The organism is Sorangium sp. So ce590, assembly GCF_051521365.1.
GTDB lineage: Bacteria > Myxococcota_A > Polyangia > Polyangiales > Polyangiaceae > Sorangium.
Genome location: NZ_CP150346.1, coordinates 3,987,680 through 4,003,005, shown reverse-complemented (window position 1 = coordinate 4,003,005; position 15,326 = coordinate 3,987,680). Strand labels below are relative to the sequence as shown.

Annotated in this window: 7 protein-coding genes; 4 read left to right on the top strand and 3 right to left on the bottom strand. The window is 74.1% G+C overall.

Annotation, left to right across the window (positions count from 1 at the left end; genetic code table 11):
• Positions 1–80: 80 nt before the first annotated feature.
• Both WMF28_RS15090 and WMF28_RS15085 read right to left on the bottom strand, forming a co-directional pair.
• Positions 81–2,948, bottom strand: coding sequence for a hypothetical protein (locus WMF28_RS15090; RefSeq protein WP_437602935.1), 2,868 nt, complete (start codon positions 2,946–2,948; stop codon positions 81–83).
• Entirely contained in the window at positions 2,945–4,720 is a 1,776-nt protein-coding gene (locus tag WMF28_RS15085) for a hypothetical protein (RefSeq protein WP_437602934.1), read from the bottom strand. Before WMF28_RS15085 ends, WMF28_RS15090 begins: the two co-directional genes overlap by 4 nt.
• A gap of 449 nt (positions 4,721–5,169) precedes the next feature.
• Between WMF28_RS15085 and WMF28_RS15080 the strand changes: the two genes are divergently transcribed.
• The 4 genes from WMF28_RS15080 (at position 5,170) to WMF28_RS15065 (ending at position 13,103) form a co-directional block, all read left to right on the top strand.
• A complete protein-coding gene (locus tag WMF28_RS15080) occupies positions 5,170–6,462 on the top strand; it encodes a PP2C family protein-serine/threonine phosphatase (protein ID WP_437602933.1) in 1,293 nt (430 codons plus the stop codon).
• 538 nt (positions 6,463–7,000) lie between these two features.
• Positions 7,001–7,945 (top strand): hypothetical protein, encoded by a 945-nt coding sequence (locus WMF28_RS15075; RefSeq protein ID WP_437602932.1) that lies wholly within the window; start codon positions 7,001–7,003, stop codon positions 7,943–7,945.
• Between the two features lie 244 nt (positions 7,946–8,189).
• Positions 8,190–12,320 (top strand): serine/threonine-protein kinase, encoded by a 4,131-nt coding sequence (locus WMF28_RS15070; RefSeq protein WP_437602931.1) that lies wholly within the window; start codon positions 8,190–8,192, stop codon positions 12,318–12,320.
• Positions 12,321–12,353: 33 nt separating this feature from the next.
• Positions 12,354–13,103, top strand: a complete 750-nt coding sequence (locus WMF28_RS15065) for an OmpH family outer membrane protein (protein WP_437602930.1) — start codon at positions 12,354–12,356, stop codon at positions 13,101–13,103.
• Between the two features lie 81 nt (positions 13,104–13,184).
• Here WMF28_RS15065 and WMF28_RS15060 read toward each other — a convergent pair whose 3' ends face one another.
• Positions 13,185–15,281 carry a hypothetical protein gene (locus WMF28_RS15060; protein WP_437602929.1) on the bottom strand — a complete coding sequence of 699 codons (2,097 nt, stop codon included), beginning with the start codon at positions 15,279–15,281 and terminating at the stop codon, positions 13,185–13,187.
• Positions 15,282–15,326: the final 45 nt, after the last annotated feature.

The following is a 15,326-nucleotide window of genomic DNA, read 5'->3' as shown; positions in this document are numbered from 1 at the left end:
CGTTCGCCCCACGTTTTTGCCACGTTTTCGTGGAAAAATTGGCGAGGAGATCGGAATGGCGCGCGGGCTGGGCGAGCGCCTCAGTGGAACCGGCGCACGACCTCGGCGCCGCTCCCGCCCAGCAGGATCAGGCCCTGGAGCGAGCCGTCGGTGATGGCGAGCTCTCCGGTCGCCGGGACGAACCGGATGGCCTGCGGCTGGAGCTCCGCCTCGTTCACGAGCTCGACGAGCAGGGGGTTGAACGCCCCCTGGGTGGTGAAGCGGAACTGCATGTCCTGCTCGGGCTCGGGCGCGCCGCCCGTGATCGCGAAGCGGAACATCGGGTTGACGAACGCGCCCGGATCGCCGTCGGTGACCCGCCCGTCGCCGGGCGTGTGCACGGCGCGCCCGTTGAGCCGCCCGAGGCGCGCGTCGCACGAGTTGCGGCACGCGCCCGTGGCCGGATCGGCGATGACGTGGTGCAGGAAGCCGGCCGCGTTGCTCCGGACGACCCACTGGCCTCCGGCGCGGACGCCGATCTGCATCTCTCCGGGGAAGCAGCACGCCGCGAACGCGACCTCGGGGTCGCCCTGATCGAGCTCGAGGTGATCGTCGTAGGCCTCCACGACGCGGAGCCCCGGGCGCGACGTGATGACGTTGCCGTATTTCGCGTTGCAGCTGTCGAACGAGCACACGGCCTCGTCGACGTCGGTCCAGTACCGGGTGTCCTCGCCCGGGAGCTCGGACGTGATCTGCACGAAGTCGGCGAGCTGCGCGGCGTCGACGCCCGCGGGGACCGGCTGGTCCTTGACGCTGTTCAGGCTCTGCACGCCGCGACGGCAGAAGCGGGCGTCGCCGCTCCGGAGGTGGCCGTCCCCGTCGAAGTGGACGAAGGTCTTCGTGAACCCGGGGAGCACCCCCTCGTAGGTCACGGTCCACGTCTCGTTGACGAGGTGCACGCGGGGGTCCTCGACGTTCATCGTCAGCGCGTGATGCGGCTCGCCGGACCTCAGCACGAGCCCCTGCTCGTCGAGCGCGCTGTCGGCGCTGTCGACCGACTCGATCGTCAGGGGCTCGACCCCCACCGCGAGCGTGAGCGCCGGCGCGTCCGCCGCGTCGGACGGGAACGTGGCGCGCATCTTCGGGCTCGCCGCGGAGAGCTGCACGACCGTGCCGCTGCGATCGTAGAGGATCGGCAGGCCCTGCACGCCGGGCTCGCGCACACCGACGGCGTCGCTCGTCGCGACGTAGCTCCGCGAGCGGAGCGCGTGCGGGAGGACGACGTTGCAGGAGGCCTCGCCGCTCGTCTTGAGCCGCGGGTCGCCCTCCGATGCGCCCTCGGCGCAGCCGGCGCGGAGGCTCCGCTGCTCGGGCCCGCGGCAGGCCGCGTCGAGGTCGTCGACGTCGACGACGGCGACCTGGCCGTTCGTGAGCACCAGGTACGCGAACGAGCCGCGGAGCTTCAGCGGGCCGGCGCCGGCGTCGCGGTTCGCCGACGTGCGGAACAGCGTCTCGAGGTCGCACGAGGCGACGTTGCTGTCGCACGGCTTGAGGCTCGGATCGGGATCGCACCGGAGCCCCTCCGGGGCCACGCCCGTCGCGGGGAGGATGGCGGGGGCGTCGCGCTGCACGACCACGAGATCGCGGACCGGCGCCGCCAGGCGGATCCGGTCGGGGGGCTGGAACGGGTTCCACTCCGGATTCGGGCGCGCGAGCGGCGACTGGCCGGACGCGCCGTCGCTGACGTCGAAGACCATCACGCTGCCGTCGCCCGCGTCGACCGCGTAGAGGTAGCGGCGGAAATCGGGCGGCAACGCCTGGCTCACCGCGAGGCGGCTCGTGGTGACGACGCGCTCGGGGTCGAGCGTCGACGCGGGCAGGAGCGGGGGCAGCTCGGTCGGCTCGCAGGGCGTCGGGAGGTCGACGACGTGGATCACCGGGGCGTCGAGATCGGCGATGAACAGCCGGTCGTCGGCGAGCGCGAGCCCCCGGGGCCGCGGCGTCGCGAGCGCCTGCGCCGGGCTGGCCGCGGCCGCCGGCTGGACGCACGCCGCCGGGCCGTCCGGCGCCTCATCGGGCGGCGCGGCCGGCGGCGAGAGCGGCAGCGAGGCCTGGAGGGGGACCCACCGCTCCACCTCGCACGGCGCGAACCCGCCGTCCTGGTACCGCTCGTCCTGGAGGAGCGCCTGCGCGTCGATCACGGCGAAGCCGCCGAGCTCGGGCAGGGTCACGAGGAGCTTCTGCCGCCCGAGCCCCTCCTGGCTCAGGTCGCCGCTCCCGCTGCCGCAGGCGTCGCCGCCGGCCTCGGCCTCGCCGGGGCTCGTCGGCTCGACGTCGTAGTCGCTCGAGCACGAGGCCCGCAGCTTGCCGTCAGGTCCGGGCGGATCGGAGACGAGCAGCAGCTCGCCGGGCGGCGACGGGAGCGAGCACGCCGGCCACGAGACGAGCGACGGGACCGGACAGCCGCCGCGCGGCAGCACCTTCGCCGACGGGAGCGCGAAGATCCCCGCGCGCCCCGGCTCCGCGACGGCGACGAACGACGCGGTGCCCCCGGGCGTCGCGGCGATGTCGACCGGCTGCGCGCCGACCGGGAGGAAGCTCGCGCCGGGCGTGCCCGTGTCCTGATCGAGGATCGGCGAGCTCTCGGTTGTCATGTCGACGACCGCGATCTCGCCGCGCAACGTCTGCGTCACGAGCGCGTAGAGGTGCGGCAGCGTGGCCTTGCCCCCGCTGCCCTCCTCGATGCCGAAGTCGCCGGGCGATTCGACCGTGCGGCTCGAGCAATCCGTGATCGGCAGCGAGCGCACAACGCCCGGCGCCTTCGGGTCCGGCCGATCGACGGCGAGGCAGACGAAGGCGCTCCGGCCGGACTGCGCCAGGGCCTCGACGGCGACCGGCTCGGGCTCCTCGCCGCACCCGGCGAGCGCCAGGACCGAGGCGGGGGCGATGAGCGCAACGCGCAGCTTCATTGGGACTCCCGGGGCGGGACGGGAGTGCCCACCGTGAGGATCATCGTTCCGGACGTGTTCTTGCGCATGTCGAGATCGACGACGCCGAGGTACGAGTCGGTGAAATGTGCGATGTACATCAAGGAATAGGGCTCGCAGCCGTCGCTGCCCGGCGCGCAGTCGCAGCGTTCCTTCTCGTCGCCGCAGGTGTGGCCCGTGTCGAACGCGAGCGCCTGCGGTCCGCGCCCGGTGGAGATGACGGGGTCGAAGCCGCGCGCTTCCGGGTCGTAGGAGAACACGCGGCCGGAGTCGAACGCGATCGCGAAGATCCTCCGATGGCGCTCGCTGTCCGCCCCGATCACCTCGCCCACCTCGACCCGCGACGGGTAGGCCGCGAGCGACACGGCGTCGCGGATCGAGAGCGTCTCGTACGCCGCGGCCCACGTGGTCTCGGGCTTCGCGGGATCGGCTGCATCGTTCTCGACCAGCGTCGTCGTCACCTCGCCGATGAGCAGCGAGTTCGGGAAGCGATGCGCCACGAACACCTGGAGCGGGATCGCCGCGCACTGCGCGAGGCACGCGTAGTGGCGCTCGCGTTCCTCGACCTCCCCGCAGTCCCCCTCGCACGCCCCGCAACCCACCTCGCACGCCTGGCGCTCCCGCGCGTCGACCGCGATCCCGCGGTTGTCGGTGCCGCTCGTGAGCGCGGTGATCGGGGTCGTTGTCGACTGGTAGAGGAGCGCCGGCGCGCCCTCGAGAGGTTCCTGGTAACGGATCAGGTCGAGCTGCGGCGCCGCGATGAACGTGAGCGCGAACGCGGGCTGGTAGTCGATCTCCTGCTTGGCTGCCTTCACCTCGGTGATGAGGCGCGGGCGCGGCACGGCCGCGAGCTCCGTGGGCCCGAGGGCGAGATCCGGGAGGACCGCGGCCAGCTGCGGTCTCTTCCCTTGCTCCCAGGGGTTCGCGATGACGCTCACGATGTCTTCCGTCTGGTGCGAGACGACGACGCTCGTCCCGTCCGGGCCGGCGGCGATCCCGAGCGGCTCGAGCGGCAGCTTGCGCCGGATGAGCCCCTGGCCCGGATCCTCCCCGATGCGGTGGTCCCTGCCGCAGCGCCCGCCCGCCGCGGCAGCGCCGCAGTCCAGCCGAAAGCAGGAGTCCCCGCTGCAGCGCTGCGCGTCGGGGGCGTCGAGCCGATCGTCGGCGAGGTCGAAGAAGGTCACCGAGGGGTCGCCCCGGACGGGCACGAACAGCCGCGCCAGAGGCGCGTCCGCGGCGCTGTCGGCGAGCTCGCCGACGAGCGGCCGGTGCACGAGGAGGACGTTCGACGCAAACGCCCCGAGCACGGCCGAGCCCCGCACGACCTCCTCGTCGCCCTCGAGGGCGGAGAGGTCGAGGGGCGCGCACGGCCCCGGGTGGAGCAGCGGCGCAGGGTTTGTCGAGAGGCCCACGGCCTGGCACGCCGCGCTCACGGCGCCGCCGGCGCCCTCGCCCGCCTCGCGCGGGGTGAGCGCCCCCTGGAGAGCGAGCGCCCTCTTGCGCAGCCGCTGGAGATCCAGCGCCTGGACCGTGCCGCCGTTGTACCGGAGATCGAAGTCCGAGTTCGCGACGTAGAGGACCCGGCCGCCCGGAGACGTCGCCAGGCCTGTCGGGAAGTAGAACCCCTCGGCCGGCGGCGGGAGCCCCTCGCTGTCAACGAAGCAGCCGGCAACCCCGAGCCCGCCCAGGATCGAGGCGACGAGGCCCACACCGACGACGCGAGGTGTCTGGAGAAGTGCGCGGGCTAGCTTCATGCGGGCGCGGAGACTAGTCAGCGTCACGAGCACTGGCAACCCGCTCCACGAGTTCGTTTGCGGCGGACGCACGCCGAACACGCCGGCGCGAGCGTCGGCTCACGAAGCCGGCGCCGGGGAGCGCGCAGCGTGCCGCGCAGCGTGCCGCAACGCAGCACGGCCGTGGCCGACCCCTGGCGAGCGCACACAGCAGGGCGGGGCCGCCTCCTTTAGAGCGCGCCGTCAGAGCGCGCCGTGGCCTGCGGCAGCGTGCCCCACGACGGGACGCAACGTCGCTCTCCTGCGCTGATGGGTACCCAAGGTGGGCCCTTCCGGCGCGGGGCCGCCGGCCGAAGCCGGCGCAAGATCGATCGCCGTCGTCCGTCCCCCTGCATGTTGATCTCGGAGACGCGGCGCGCCTTTGCTACGTTGGTCGCCGGGACATGGCCGATCTCGCAGCCGCCCTTGTCATGGGAATCGCCCTTCTCGGGCTAATCTATTGGTATTTTCGTTCAAACAACGGCGACCGGGCCCGGCCCCGCGCGGCGACGACGCCGGCGCTGGGTGGCCCAGGAGCCCATGCCCTCGACGAGGGGGAGGCAGATCTCGAAGATACAACGACGAGGCCGGACGCAACCGGCACGCAGGACGGCGCGCGTGTGCCCGCAGGCGAGAGCTCGCACGCGAAGACCACGGGTGGACATGGCCGCGCGGAGCGGATCTCGGGCGCTGACTGGAGACGACCGAACGGGCCAGCGCGCCTCGACGACGACGACGCCTTCGACGACGACGACCTGACGCTGATCACGCTGGCGCCGCCGGAGGTGCTGAGCACGATCAGGCGCGCGAGCGCTCCGTCGTACGGCGGCGACGACGATGACGACGACGACGACGACAACGAGCGCGAGGAGCCCTCCGCCGTCCCGATCATCTACGACGACGATGCAGCCGTCGACGAGCCGACCAGCTCGTCGCCGCTCCTGCTCATCAGCGCCGTCGGGCAGACGGACCCCGGCCAGAAGCGCAAGAAGAACGAGGACTGCTATCTCTGCCTGGACGAGCACTACCTGTTCGCCGTGGCGGACGGCATGGGCGGCCACGCGGGCGGCGACGTCGCCAGCCGCCTCGCGGTCGACACGATCGCGCGGTCGTTCAAGGACCAGTCGTTCGTGGACAGCGACGCCGAGAGCCCCTACCCCGACGTCCCGCGTCGCGGCGGCGAGCTCGCGGTCGCGATCCAGCGGGCGAACCAGGCCATCTACGACCGGGCCCACGCCGAGCGGAGCCTCAACGGCATGGGCACGACCCTCGTCAGCGCCCGGTTCTCCCCCAACAAGCAGCGCCTCTACATCGGCCACGTGGGCGACAGCCGCTGTTATCGCCTCCGCGACAACGAGCTGACGCAGCTCACCACCGATCACACGATGGGCGCCGCGGGGATCACCGGACCGATGGCGAACCACCTGAGCCGGGCGATCGGGATCTCCCCCGCGGTCAAGGTCGACCTGATCATCGCTCGCCCCCACCCCGGCGACGTCTACCTCCTCTGCTCCGACGGCCTGTCGAAGATGACGCCGCACGAGGCCATCCGCGACATCCTCCTCGCCGAGCCCGATCCCGAGAAGGCGTCCCAGGCGCTCATCGAGAAGGCGAACGCAGGCGGCGGGCGCGACAACATCACCGTGATCCTCGTCCGGGTCAGCGACCCCAAGGACCTCGCGCGGCTCGCCTCCCGCGCCAGCGCCGGCGCCGGCGCGGGCTGATCGCTCGACGTCCTCTCTCCCTCCTCTCCCCCTCTCCCGCCATCTCCATCGAGCCCGACCCCGCGCAGCGCCGACCGAGCGGTCCGCGCTGTGTCGGCGGAGCGCGCTCGTCCGCCGCGCGCCCGCGGTCGCCACGCGCTGTTCGCACGCCATGGTTGCGCGCCTTTACGGACAGCGCGCTTCGATTGCCACGAACACAGACACACTCGCTCGATGGGCCGCTCGACAGCCGAATACGGGCCACTGGCCAGAATCGTCACAGATTCGTCTCACGCTCACGCGTAATCGCGCTGACGCACCCATTACGGTTCGCCATCTTCGATTATCACACCATGACTGGCTTGCTGGGCTCGAGCCTGCATCAAAAGAAGCGTCATGAGCTCTTGACGCGCTATGCCTCGAGAGCTCTCAATGGCTGCCGCGAGCAGCTCCTCGGCGGAGCCATTGAACCGGAATGCCACGATCCTTTCTCTGCAAGATTGTTTTCGCCTCTCTCCTGCTCAGCGCGCCCGCGCTTGCAGCAGAGCCGACACGCCGCATGCTGCGGATGCACTACAGCGAGGATGCGCGAGCGACGTCGTGCTCTGTCGAGGGCGCGCTGCGCGAGCAGGTCCGTCTGCGCACGGGTTACGACCCTTTCCGCGAGGACGCGCCCGAGGAGGTCGACGTCGCGCTCGGGAAGCGTGACGCGATGCTGGTCGCGACCCTCCGGTACCGGGACGAGGGCGGCACGGCCTCCGCCCCGCGCTATTTCAGCGCTCCTGACAGCGACGCCGGCTGCGAGCTGCTCACCAGCTACATCGCGCTCTCGATCGCCTTCGCGCTGACGCCGTTCGGCAGCGATGCACAGGCTCCCGCAGCGGCGCCGCCGCGCCCCGAGCTCGCGCCGCCCCCGGCTCCGCCGCGGTCACGACCGCCGCCGGCGCGCCCGGCCCCCGCGAGCGAGCCCGCCGGGATCTTGAGCACGCTCCGGGCAGGCACCGGCGTGTTCGCGCAGATCGGGCTGACCGATCAGCTGATCGGCGGCGCCTCCTGGTTCTGCAGGGCGCACTGGTCGAACCGCCTCTCCTTCGCGCTGGAGGGCCGCAGCGCGTTCCTCCCCCTGAGCTCAGGCGCGAGCGGCCGGGGGTGGAGCCTGGACACATCGAGCCCGGGCGGGGAGCCGATGAACACCCGCATCCTCGTCACGAACGCCCTCGTTCCGTGCCTTCACACGAACGACGTGCTCGCCACCTGCGCCCTCGTGGAGTTCGGCCTGCTGACGCTCACCGGGCAGCGCGGCAGCGACAGCGCGCTGCTCTTGGTGTTCGTGGCCCTCGGGTTCCGCACCGGGGTCGAGCTCGCGCTGAACGACTGGCTCTCGTTCACCACCCACCTCGATCTCCTCACGGCCGTCGGGCTCCAGGAGCGCCCGCACGTCGACGTCCTGCGGGCTCCTCATCTCAGCGCGTCCGTCGGCGCCGGCGTGATCGCGGCGTTCTGAGCGCGCAGGAGCCACGCGCGGGATGGATGGTGGTGAGGACGGCGCGGCGACGTGGATCGTGGCTGGAATTTTCGAGGACCAGCCCGGCTCCATCGGGCGCCGCGCGGCGCGCGGGACCCGCTTGAGCCGGGCGCCGCGCGGCGCGAGACGCGCTTCGGCCCAGGCCGCCCGCCGGCGCCCCTCGTGGCGCGGAGCGCCTTCTCGCTGGCATGAAGCCGCGGAATTCGCGTAGCCTTTCCTGACGGTGCTCCCGGAGTTCACCGATCCGAACGACCGCTTCATGATCGAAGCCCGCAGCCGAAGCGGCGGCATGGGCGATATTTTCAAGGGCACCGATCAGTCCACCGGCGCCCCGGTCGCGATCAAGGTCCTGCGCGCCGCCGCGTCGCCCCAGGAGCGCGCCCGCTTCGCGCGCGAGATCGCCATCCTGGCCGATCTACGGCACCCGAACATCGTGCAGTACATCGCGCACGGCACCTGGCTCGACGGGCGCCTCTTCTTCGCGATGGAGTGGCTCGACGGCGAGGACCTCGGGCAGCGCCAGCGGCGCGCGCCGCTCGGCCTGCGCGACTCGGTGGAGGTCGTCCGGCGCAGCGCGGCCGCCATGGCGGCCATCCACGCCCGCGACGTCGTCCACCGCGACCTCAAGCTCTCCAACATCTTCCTCGTCCGCGGCAAGGGCACCGCGATCAAGCTGATCGACTTCGGCGTCGTGAAGCTCGCGGTCCCGGACGACTGCCCCACCGAGCGCGGCACGATCATCGGCACCCCGCACTTCATGGCGCCCGAGCAGGCGCGCGGCGAGCACGTGGACGCGCGGGCCGACGTCTACTCGCTGGGCTCCGTCCTGTTCCGCCTGGTCACCGGCAGGAACGTCTTCGAGACCGAGCACGCGATCGCCCTGCTCGGCCGCCTCGTCCTCGAGGACCCGCCGCGCGCGGCGCAGGTCCGCTTCGACGTGCCGGAGGCGCTCGACGAGGTGATCACGCGCGCCATCGCCCGCGATCGCGAGGTGCGGTACGAGAACGGCGGCGAGCTCGCGCGCGCGCTCGCGCGGGTCGGGGAGCTCAACAACGACCCCCCCGCGACCGACAGGTCCGCCTCGGCGATCCGCCGCGCGGCGGCGCCGGAGATCCGGTCGGGCCCGGCGAGCCCCGCCGGGCCGGTCGACGAGCGGCCGCAGGTGCGGCTCGCCACGAGCGAGCGGCGCGTTGTCGCCTGCGTGCTCTTCGAGCTGGGCGCCGGGCCGCTCCGCCCCGAGGTGGACGCCGCGCTCCGCGAGGTCCTCGGCGACGACGCGCGGCTCGAGCCGCTCCTCAGCGGGAAGATGGTCGCGGTGCTCGGGGTGGAGCGCTCGCGCGGGGACGAGGCGATGCGCGCCGCGCGGGCGGCGCTGACCGTCGCCAGGTCGACGCCGGGCGCGCGGGTCTCGGTCGCGGTCGGGCACGCCGTCCGCGGCCGCACGAACCTCGCGGGCGAGGCGCTCGAGCGCGCGGCGCAGCAGCTCGAGTCCGCCGTGCCCGGCGCGGTCCGGATCGACGGGTACGCGACCGCGGCGCTCGAGGGGCGGTTCGTGGTCCAGGAGGACGCGCGCGGCGGCGTGCTCCTCCACGAGGACGCGGCCGGCTTCGACGCGCGGAAGCTCCTCGGGCACCCCACGCCGACCATCGGGCGCGAGCACGAGATCGCGCGGCTCCAGGGCATCTTCAGCGACGTCGCCGAGGACGCGATCCCGCGCGCCGCGCTCGTGACCGGCCCGGCCGGCATCGGCAAGAGCCGCGTCCGCGCCGAGCTGATCCAGCGCCTCGACATGGCGCCGCACGCGCCGGTCATCCTGCTCTGTCGCGGCGATCCGATGAGCCAGGGGTCGGGGCTCTCCGGCCTCGGCCGCGCCCTGCGCGCGCTCATGGGCATCCACGACGGCGAGCGCCTCGAGGACCAGGTGCAGAAGGTGAACGCCCACGTGGCGGTGCGCCTGGCCCGCCCGCTGCGCTTCCTCGCGGGCTTCATCGGGGAGCTCGCCGGCGTGCCCTTCCCCAACGAGGGCAACGAGCCGCTGCGCGCCGCCCGCGAGGCCCCGCAGCTCATGGAATCGCGCATGCGGATGGCGATCGAGGCGTTCTTCCGCTCGAAGTCCGAGAGCACGCCGCAGATCCTGGTCATCGAGGACATGCACTGGGCGGACAGCACCACCGTCGAGCTCGTCGACTGGCTGCTCGGCTGCACCGACCTCCGCTTCGGCGTGTTCGCCTTCGCGCGCCCCGAGCTCGCGAGCCGCTTCCCGTCGCTGTGGCAGCAGCGCAACGTGACCCGCTTGACGCTCTCGCCGCTGTCGCCGCAGGCCGCGGATCGCCTCGTGGCGACCGCCCTCCCCCAGGCCGACCCGGCCACGCGCAGCGCCATCGTGCAGCGCGCCGGCGGCTACGCGCTGTTCCTGGAGGAGCTCATCCGGCACGCCGCGGAGGGGCGCGACGACGTGCCGCTCAGCGTGCAGGCGCTCGTGCAGCTCCGCGTCGACCGCATGTCGAGCGGGGTGCGCGAGGTGCTGCGCGCCGCGTCCGTCTTCGGCCAGGTCTTCTGGACCGCGGGCGTCGAGGCGCTGCTCGAGCGCGCCGTGGGCGCGGAGCTCGCCGAGCTGGAGGCGGGCGAGATCATCGCGCGCCAGCTGGAGCCTCGCGTCGCGGGGCAGGTGCAGTGGACGTTCCGCCAGGCGCTCGTGCGCGACGCGGGGTACGCCTCGATCCTCGAGGAGGACCGCGCCGCGCTCCACCGCGCCGCGGCCGCCTGGATCGAGTCCGCGGGCGACGTCGATCCGGGGCTCATCGCGCGCCACGCGGAGGCCGGCGGCGAGAAGACGCGGGCCGCGCTGCTCTACGCGCGGGCGGCCCGGGGCGCGGTGGCGAGCGGCGCCGAGCTCGACGCGGCGCTCGATCTCGCGACGCGCGGGCTCGCCTGCGGGGCCGAGGGGACCACGCGCGCGACGCTCCTTGTCCACCGGGGCGAGGTCTGCGAGCTGATGGGCCGCATCCCCGAGGGGCTCGACGCCGCGGAGGAGGCCGCGCGCCTCGCGCTGCCCGGCTCGGATCTGTGGGGCGAGGCGCAGCTCCTCGCGGTGACGTGCATGATCGCGGCCGGCGAGAGCGCCGAGGGGGACGCGCGCGCCGCCTCGGCGCTCTCGCCGCAGTTCGCGGCGGCGCTCTCCCCGTCGATCCGCGCGAGGCTGCTCGCGTCGCGCGTCCGCGGCCTCGTGGACCTGAGCCGGCCCGCCGAGGCGCGGTGCGCCGCCGAGGCGGCGATGGAGGTCGCGCGCGCGAGCGGCTCGACGGCCGCGCTCCTCCACACCCGGGAGGCGCACCTCGCCGCGCTGATGCACGTCGGCGACCTGTCCGCCGCGGCCTCTGCGGGCGCGTCGCTCATCGCCGACGCCGACGCCGCCGGCGACGCGATCATCGCGGCGAAGGCCCGCCTGAACACCGGCTCGGTCCTGAACCACCTCGGCCTGTTCGAGGAGGCGCAGGCGCTGCTCGAGCGCGCGCTGCAGGGCGCGCGGAGCCGGAAGATCCGGGCGATCGAGGGCTTCGCGCTCCACAACCTCGGCATGTCGTACGCGCGGCTCGGCAACATCGAGGAGGGCATCGCGCACGAGCGCCAGGCGGGCCGGATCGCCGACGACTGCCACCTCGCGCGCCTCAGGATCGTCGGCCGGCTGTACGAGGCGATCTTCCTCGTCTGGCGCGGCGCGCCCGGCGACTATGGAACCGCCCACGCCATCGCGCGCTGGCTCTGCGAGGAGACCGCGCGCCACGCGACGGCGCTGCAGGCGATGGCGAGCTTCGCGCTCGCCCGCGTCCAGCTGGCGCGGCGCGAGCTCCGGGCCGCGGTCGACGCGGCGCGCGAGGCCGCGCGCCACCTGGAGGGCGGGCCCATCGAGGCGTGGGACGACGCGATCCGCGTCACGCTCGTGGAGTCCCTCCTCGCGACCGGGGAGGAGCGGGAGGCGGACGCCGCGCTCGACGCCGCGTTCACCTCCCTGGCCGCGCGCGTCGAGGCGCTCCGGGATCCCCGCCACCGCGAGGCGTTCCTGCGCGGGAGCGACGACGTCGGGCGGCTCATCTCCCTCGCCCACGAGCGCCTCGGCCGGTCGCTGCCCGCGCCCTCGGCGCTGCAGACTCCGCACGGCGCGGATCCATCCGCCAGGCAGGCCGTTGCGGCGCCGTCGCCGAGCAAGGGCGCGAGGACCGCCAGCGGCACCGCGTCGCGGAGGGATCGCGCCGAGGCGCCGGGCGACGATCCCGCGGGGCCCGCGCAGGGCAACGATGCTCACGCCGAGGGCGCGGCGGCTCCGGCGCGCGAGAAGGGCGCGCCACGTTCTTGACGTTGGGTGGCCGGGTAGCTAAGGCCATCCGCGATGCAAGACAACGCTCCTGAGCGGCCCTTCGCGCGCTGCTCCACGATCTCCGGCTCTGTGCGTTCGGCCGACGCGAGCCGGGGCGCCGCGCTCCGGGCCCGGCCGATCGCGGGCCGGCGCTTCGCGGCGCGCTTCCTGCCGCTGCTCGCGGCAGCGGCGCTGGGCGGGGCGGCGCTGCTGTCGTCCGCGCCGGCGTCGGCGCAGTCGAAGATCGCGGTCGTCGACGTGCGCCGCGCCATGCTGGAGACCGAGGAGGGGCTCCGCGTCCAGGCGACGCTCAAGAAGCTGTTCGACAGCCGCCAGGTGGAGCTCGACACGAAGCAGCGCGCGCTCGCCGACGAGCGCGACAAGCTCGACAAGGAGGCCCAGGCGGGCAAGACGCCGAAGGACGCGCTGCAGCGCAGGTTCGAGACCTGGCAGCGTCAGGCCGCCGAGCTCCAGTCGACGATGGTCGACTACCAGCGCGAGATGCAGCGCAAGGAGAGCGAGATGACCACGCCGATCCTGCAAAAGGTCCTCGGCCTGCTCCGCCGCCTCGCCGCGCAGGAGGGTTACGACCTCATCCTCGACAAGTCGGCAGCGCCCTATTACCGCGCCGATCTCGAGCTCACCGATCGCGCCATCCAGATGTACAACAGCGGACAGGGCGGCGAGGCAGGGCCCGCGAAGGGCGCGCCGCCGGCCAAGGGCGCGGCGCCTGCGAAGCCGGCCGGCCCGGCGCCCAAGCCGGCCGCACCCGCCAAGAAGTAGCCGAATCACCTCGCGCCGGCCCGCGGCGGAAGCAGCGGGCGGCGGCGCGCGCGTGAGCGCGGCGTCGCTGCCGCCTCGCGCTCACCCCGCGCGCCGGCGCGTCCAGCGGCCCGGGGTGCCCGAGGCGCGCGCGGCGATCGGCCGCCACGCCGCGATGGCCTCCTCTTGCACCACGACGAAGTCGTGCGGATCGAAGCGCACGAAGCGCCCGGTGCGGACGATGAGCTCGCGCTGGAGGTGCCGGCGCTCGGCCGGGGTGACCCGGCCCGCGTCGAGCTCGTCGAGCACGACCTCCGGGGTGTACGGGCGCCCGCGCCGGTACCGCGCGCCGAGGTCCCAGCCCTGGCAGCGCTCCATCCAGAAGGCCCGCCAGCGCGCGGCGTCCACCGTGGGCTGCTCCACCACCTCGGGCGCCGGAGCCGCGGGCAGGTCGCGGGGATCGCTGACCAGCTGCGCGAGCTTGAGCTCGCGGGGCTCGCCCACGTCGGGGTCGGGCGGATCGGCGACGGCGATCTCCTCGTCCTCCACCGCGACCTCTTCCCACATCTCCGCGCCGGTGATCCGCTCCAGCGCGTAGGCAGCGGTGAGCTTCACCGCCTTGTCCCCGTCGCGCTCGAGCCGATCGATGAGCAGGGGCACGGCCGAGGCCGCGCCCGTCCAGCCCGCGGCGGCGATCAGGCCGCGGCGCGGCGCCTCGAAGGCGCGCGCGACCAGGTGCCGCGCGTCCGCCTCGTCGCCCGCGATCGCGAGCAGGAGCGCCGCCGCGTCGCCGCCCTCGGTCCCCTCCAGCGCGCCGCGCAGCGTGATCGAGGCGTGCGGGTGGTCCGAGAGCGCCATGGCCGTCCAGGCGGCCTCGCGGAGCGCCGGGTCCTCCGCCGCGACGGCCCGCTGGATCAGCTCGGGCAAGCGCTGGCTCGGCCCGCAGGCGAGGTGATGGAGCGCGCGCGCCGCGACGGGGGCCGCCTCGTCCGAGGCCGCCGCGACGAGCTCGTCCTCCGTGGCGAGGCCGCGGTAGGCGAGGACGTCGATCGCCATCGCGCGGACCAGCGGCTCGGGCTCGCGGAGCAGGCCGCGGAGCGCGAGCGGCAAGAGCTCGTGCGGGGCGAGCTTCAGGGCGGCGCCGAGCGCGTCGATGAACGCCCTGTCGCGGTCGCACCGGAGCAGCGCGTGCTCGGCCGCGGCGAGCGCGTCGCGGCCCGCGAAGCAGCCGAGCACCATCGCGCTCGCGAAGGCGAGGCTCGGATCCTTCACGGGGGCCTCGGCCACGAGCCGCGGCACGTGCTCCAGCGCCGGCGCCCCGATGGCCGCGATCACGTCGATGGCCGCGAGCATGCGCCGCTCGAGGATCAGCGCCTCGCGGAAGGGATCGCCGAGCAGCGGGGCCCGCTGCATGCCGACCATCGCGACCTCCTCGAAGCACTCGCGGGTGCGGGCGCGGAGGAAGGCGAGGTCGTCGATCGCGGCGCCGATCTCCCGCGCGAACCCCGGCGGCGCCTGGGGCGCGGCGGGCTCGTCACGGCGCTCCGGGAGCGGCCGCGCCTCCGCCGCTCCGGGGAGCGCGCCCGGCGCGGGCGCCTGCTTCCTCAGCGCCTCGACGGCGGCCTTGAGCTCCTCGAACGTCTTCGGCCGCGCGATCGGCGGCGGCGGCTTCGCGACGAGCTCGGCCGGGGGCGGCTCCGGGACCTTGATCCTCGGCGCGAGCGACGCGCGCGGGACCGCGTGGAGCCGCGGCCGATCGCGGCTCGCCAGGATCGGCGGCGGGTCGAGCGGCGGCGCCGGCGGCACGGTGGCGAGCCGCGCCTCGGCGCGCTCGAGCCAGCCCCGCGCGCTCCGGAGCCGCTCGCCCACCGCCGTAAGGCCCGCGTCGAGCCCCGCCGCCCCGCCGACGGCGACGGCGATGCCGTCGATCTCCGCCATGGCGGCGCGCACGGCGGCGATGCGATCGGCGCGGCCGTCGAAGGCGTCGTAGATCGCGCCGAGGGCTCGCTCCAGGGCGCGCGCGGGCCCGGTCAGGTCGGTGACGGGCTCGACGTCGTGCTCGAGCGACAGCGCTGCGCGGCGGAGCGCGGCGTGCGCGCTCTCGAGCGTGTCGTGGGCGAGCAGGTCCAAGCCGACGGGCGCGGAGGGCTGCCCGTCCTGACCGCCGGGCGCGACGAAAGGCAGGTACGAGAAGGACACGCTTCATGGATACACCTGCGCGGAAGAGGCCCCAAGCCGCGCGCT

What these genes read in the sequence shown, in the direction of transcription:
- WMF28_RS15065 (WP_437602930.1), top strand. Translation starts at nt 12,354, where the DNA reads ATGCAAGACAACGCTCCTGAGCGGCCCTTCGCGCGCTGCTCCACGATC.
- WMF28_RS15090 (WP_437602935.1), bottom strand. Translation starts at nt 2,948, where the DNA reads ATGAAGCTGCGCGTTGCGCTCATCGCCCCCGCCTCGGTCCTGGCGCTC.
- WMF28_RS15075 (WP_437602932.1), top strand. Translation starts at nt 7,001, where the DNA reads ATGCTGCGGATGCACTACAGCGAGGATGCGCGAGCGACGTCGTGCTCT.
- WMF28_RS15085 (WP_437602934.1), bottom strand. Translation starts at nt 4,720, where the DNA reads ATGAAGCTAGCCCGCGCACTTCTCCAGACACCTCGCGTCGTCGGTGTG.
- WMF28_RS15080 (WP_437602933.1), top strand. Translation starts at nt 5,170, where the DNA reads ATGGGAATCGCCCTTCTCGGGCTAATCTATTGGTATTTTCGTTCAAAC.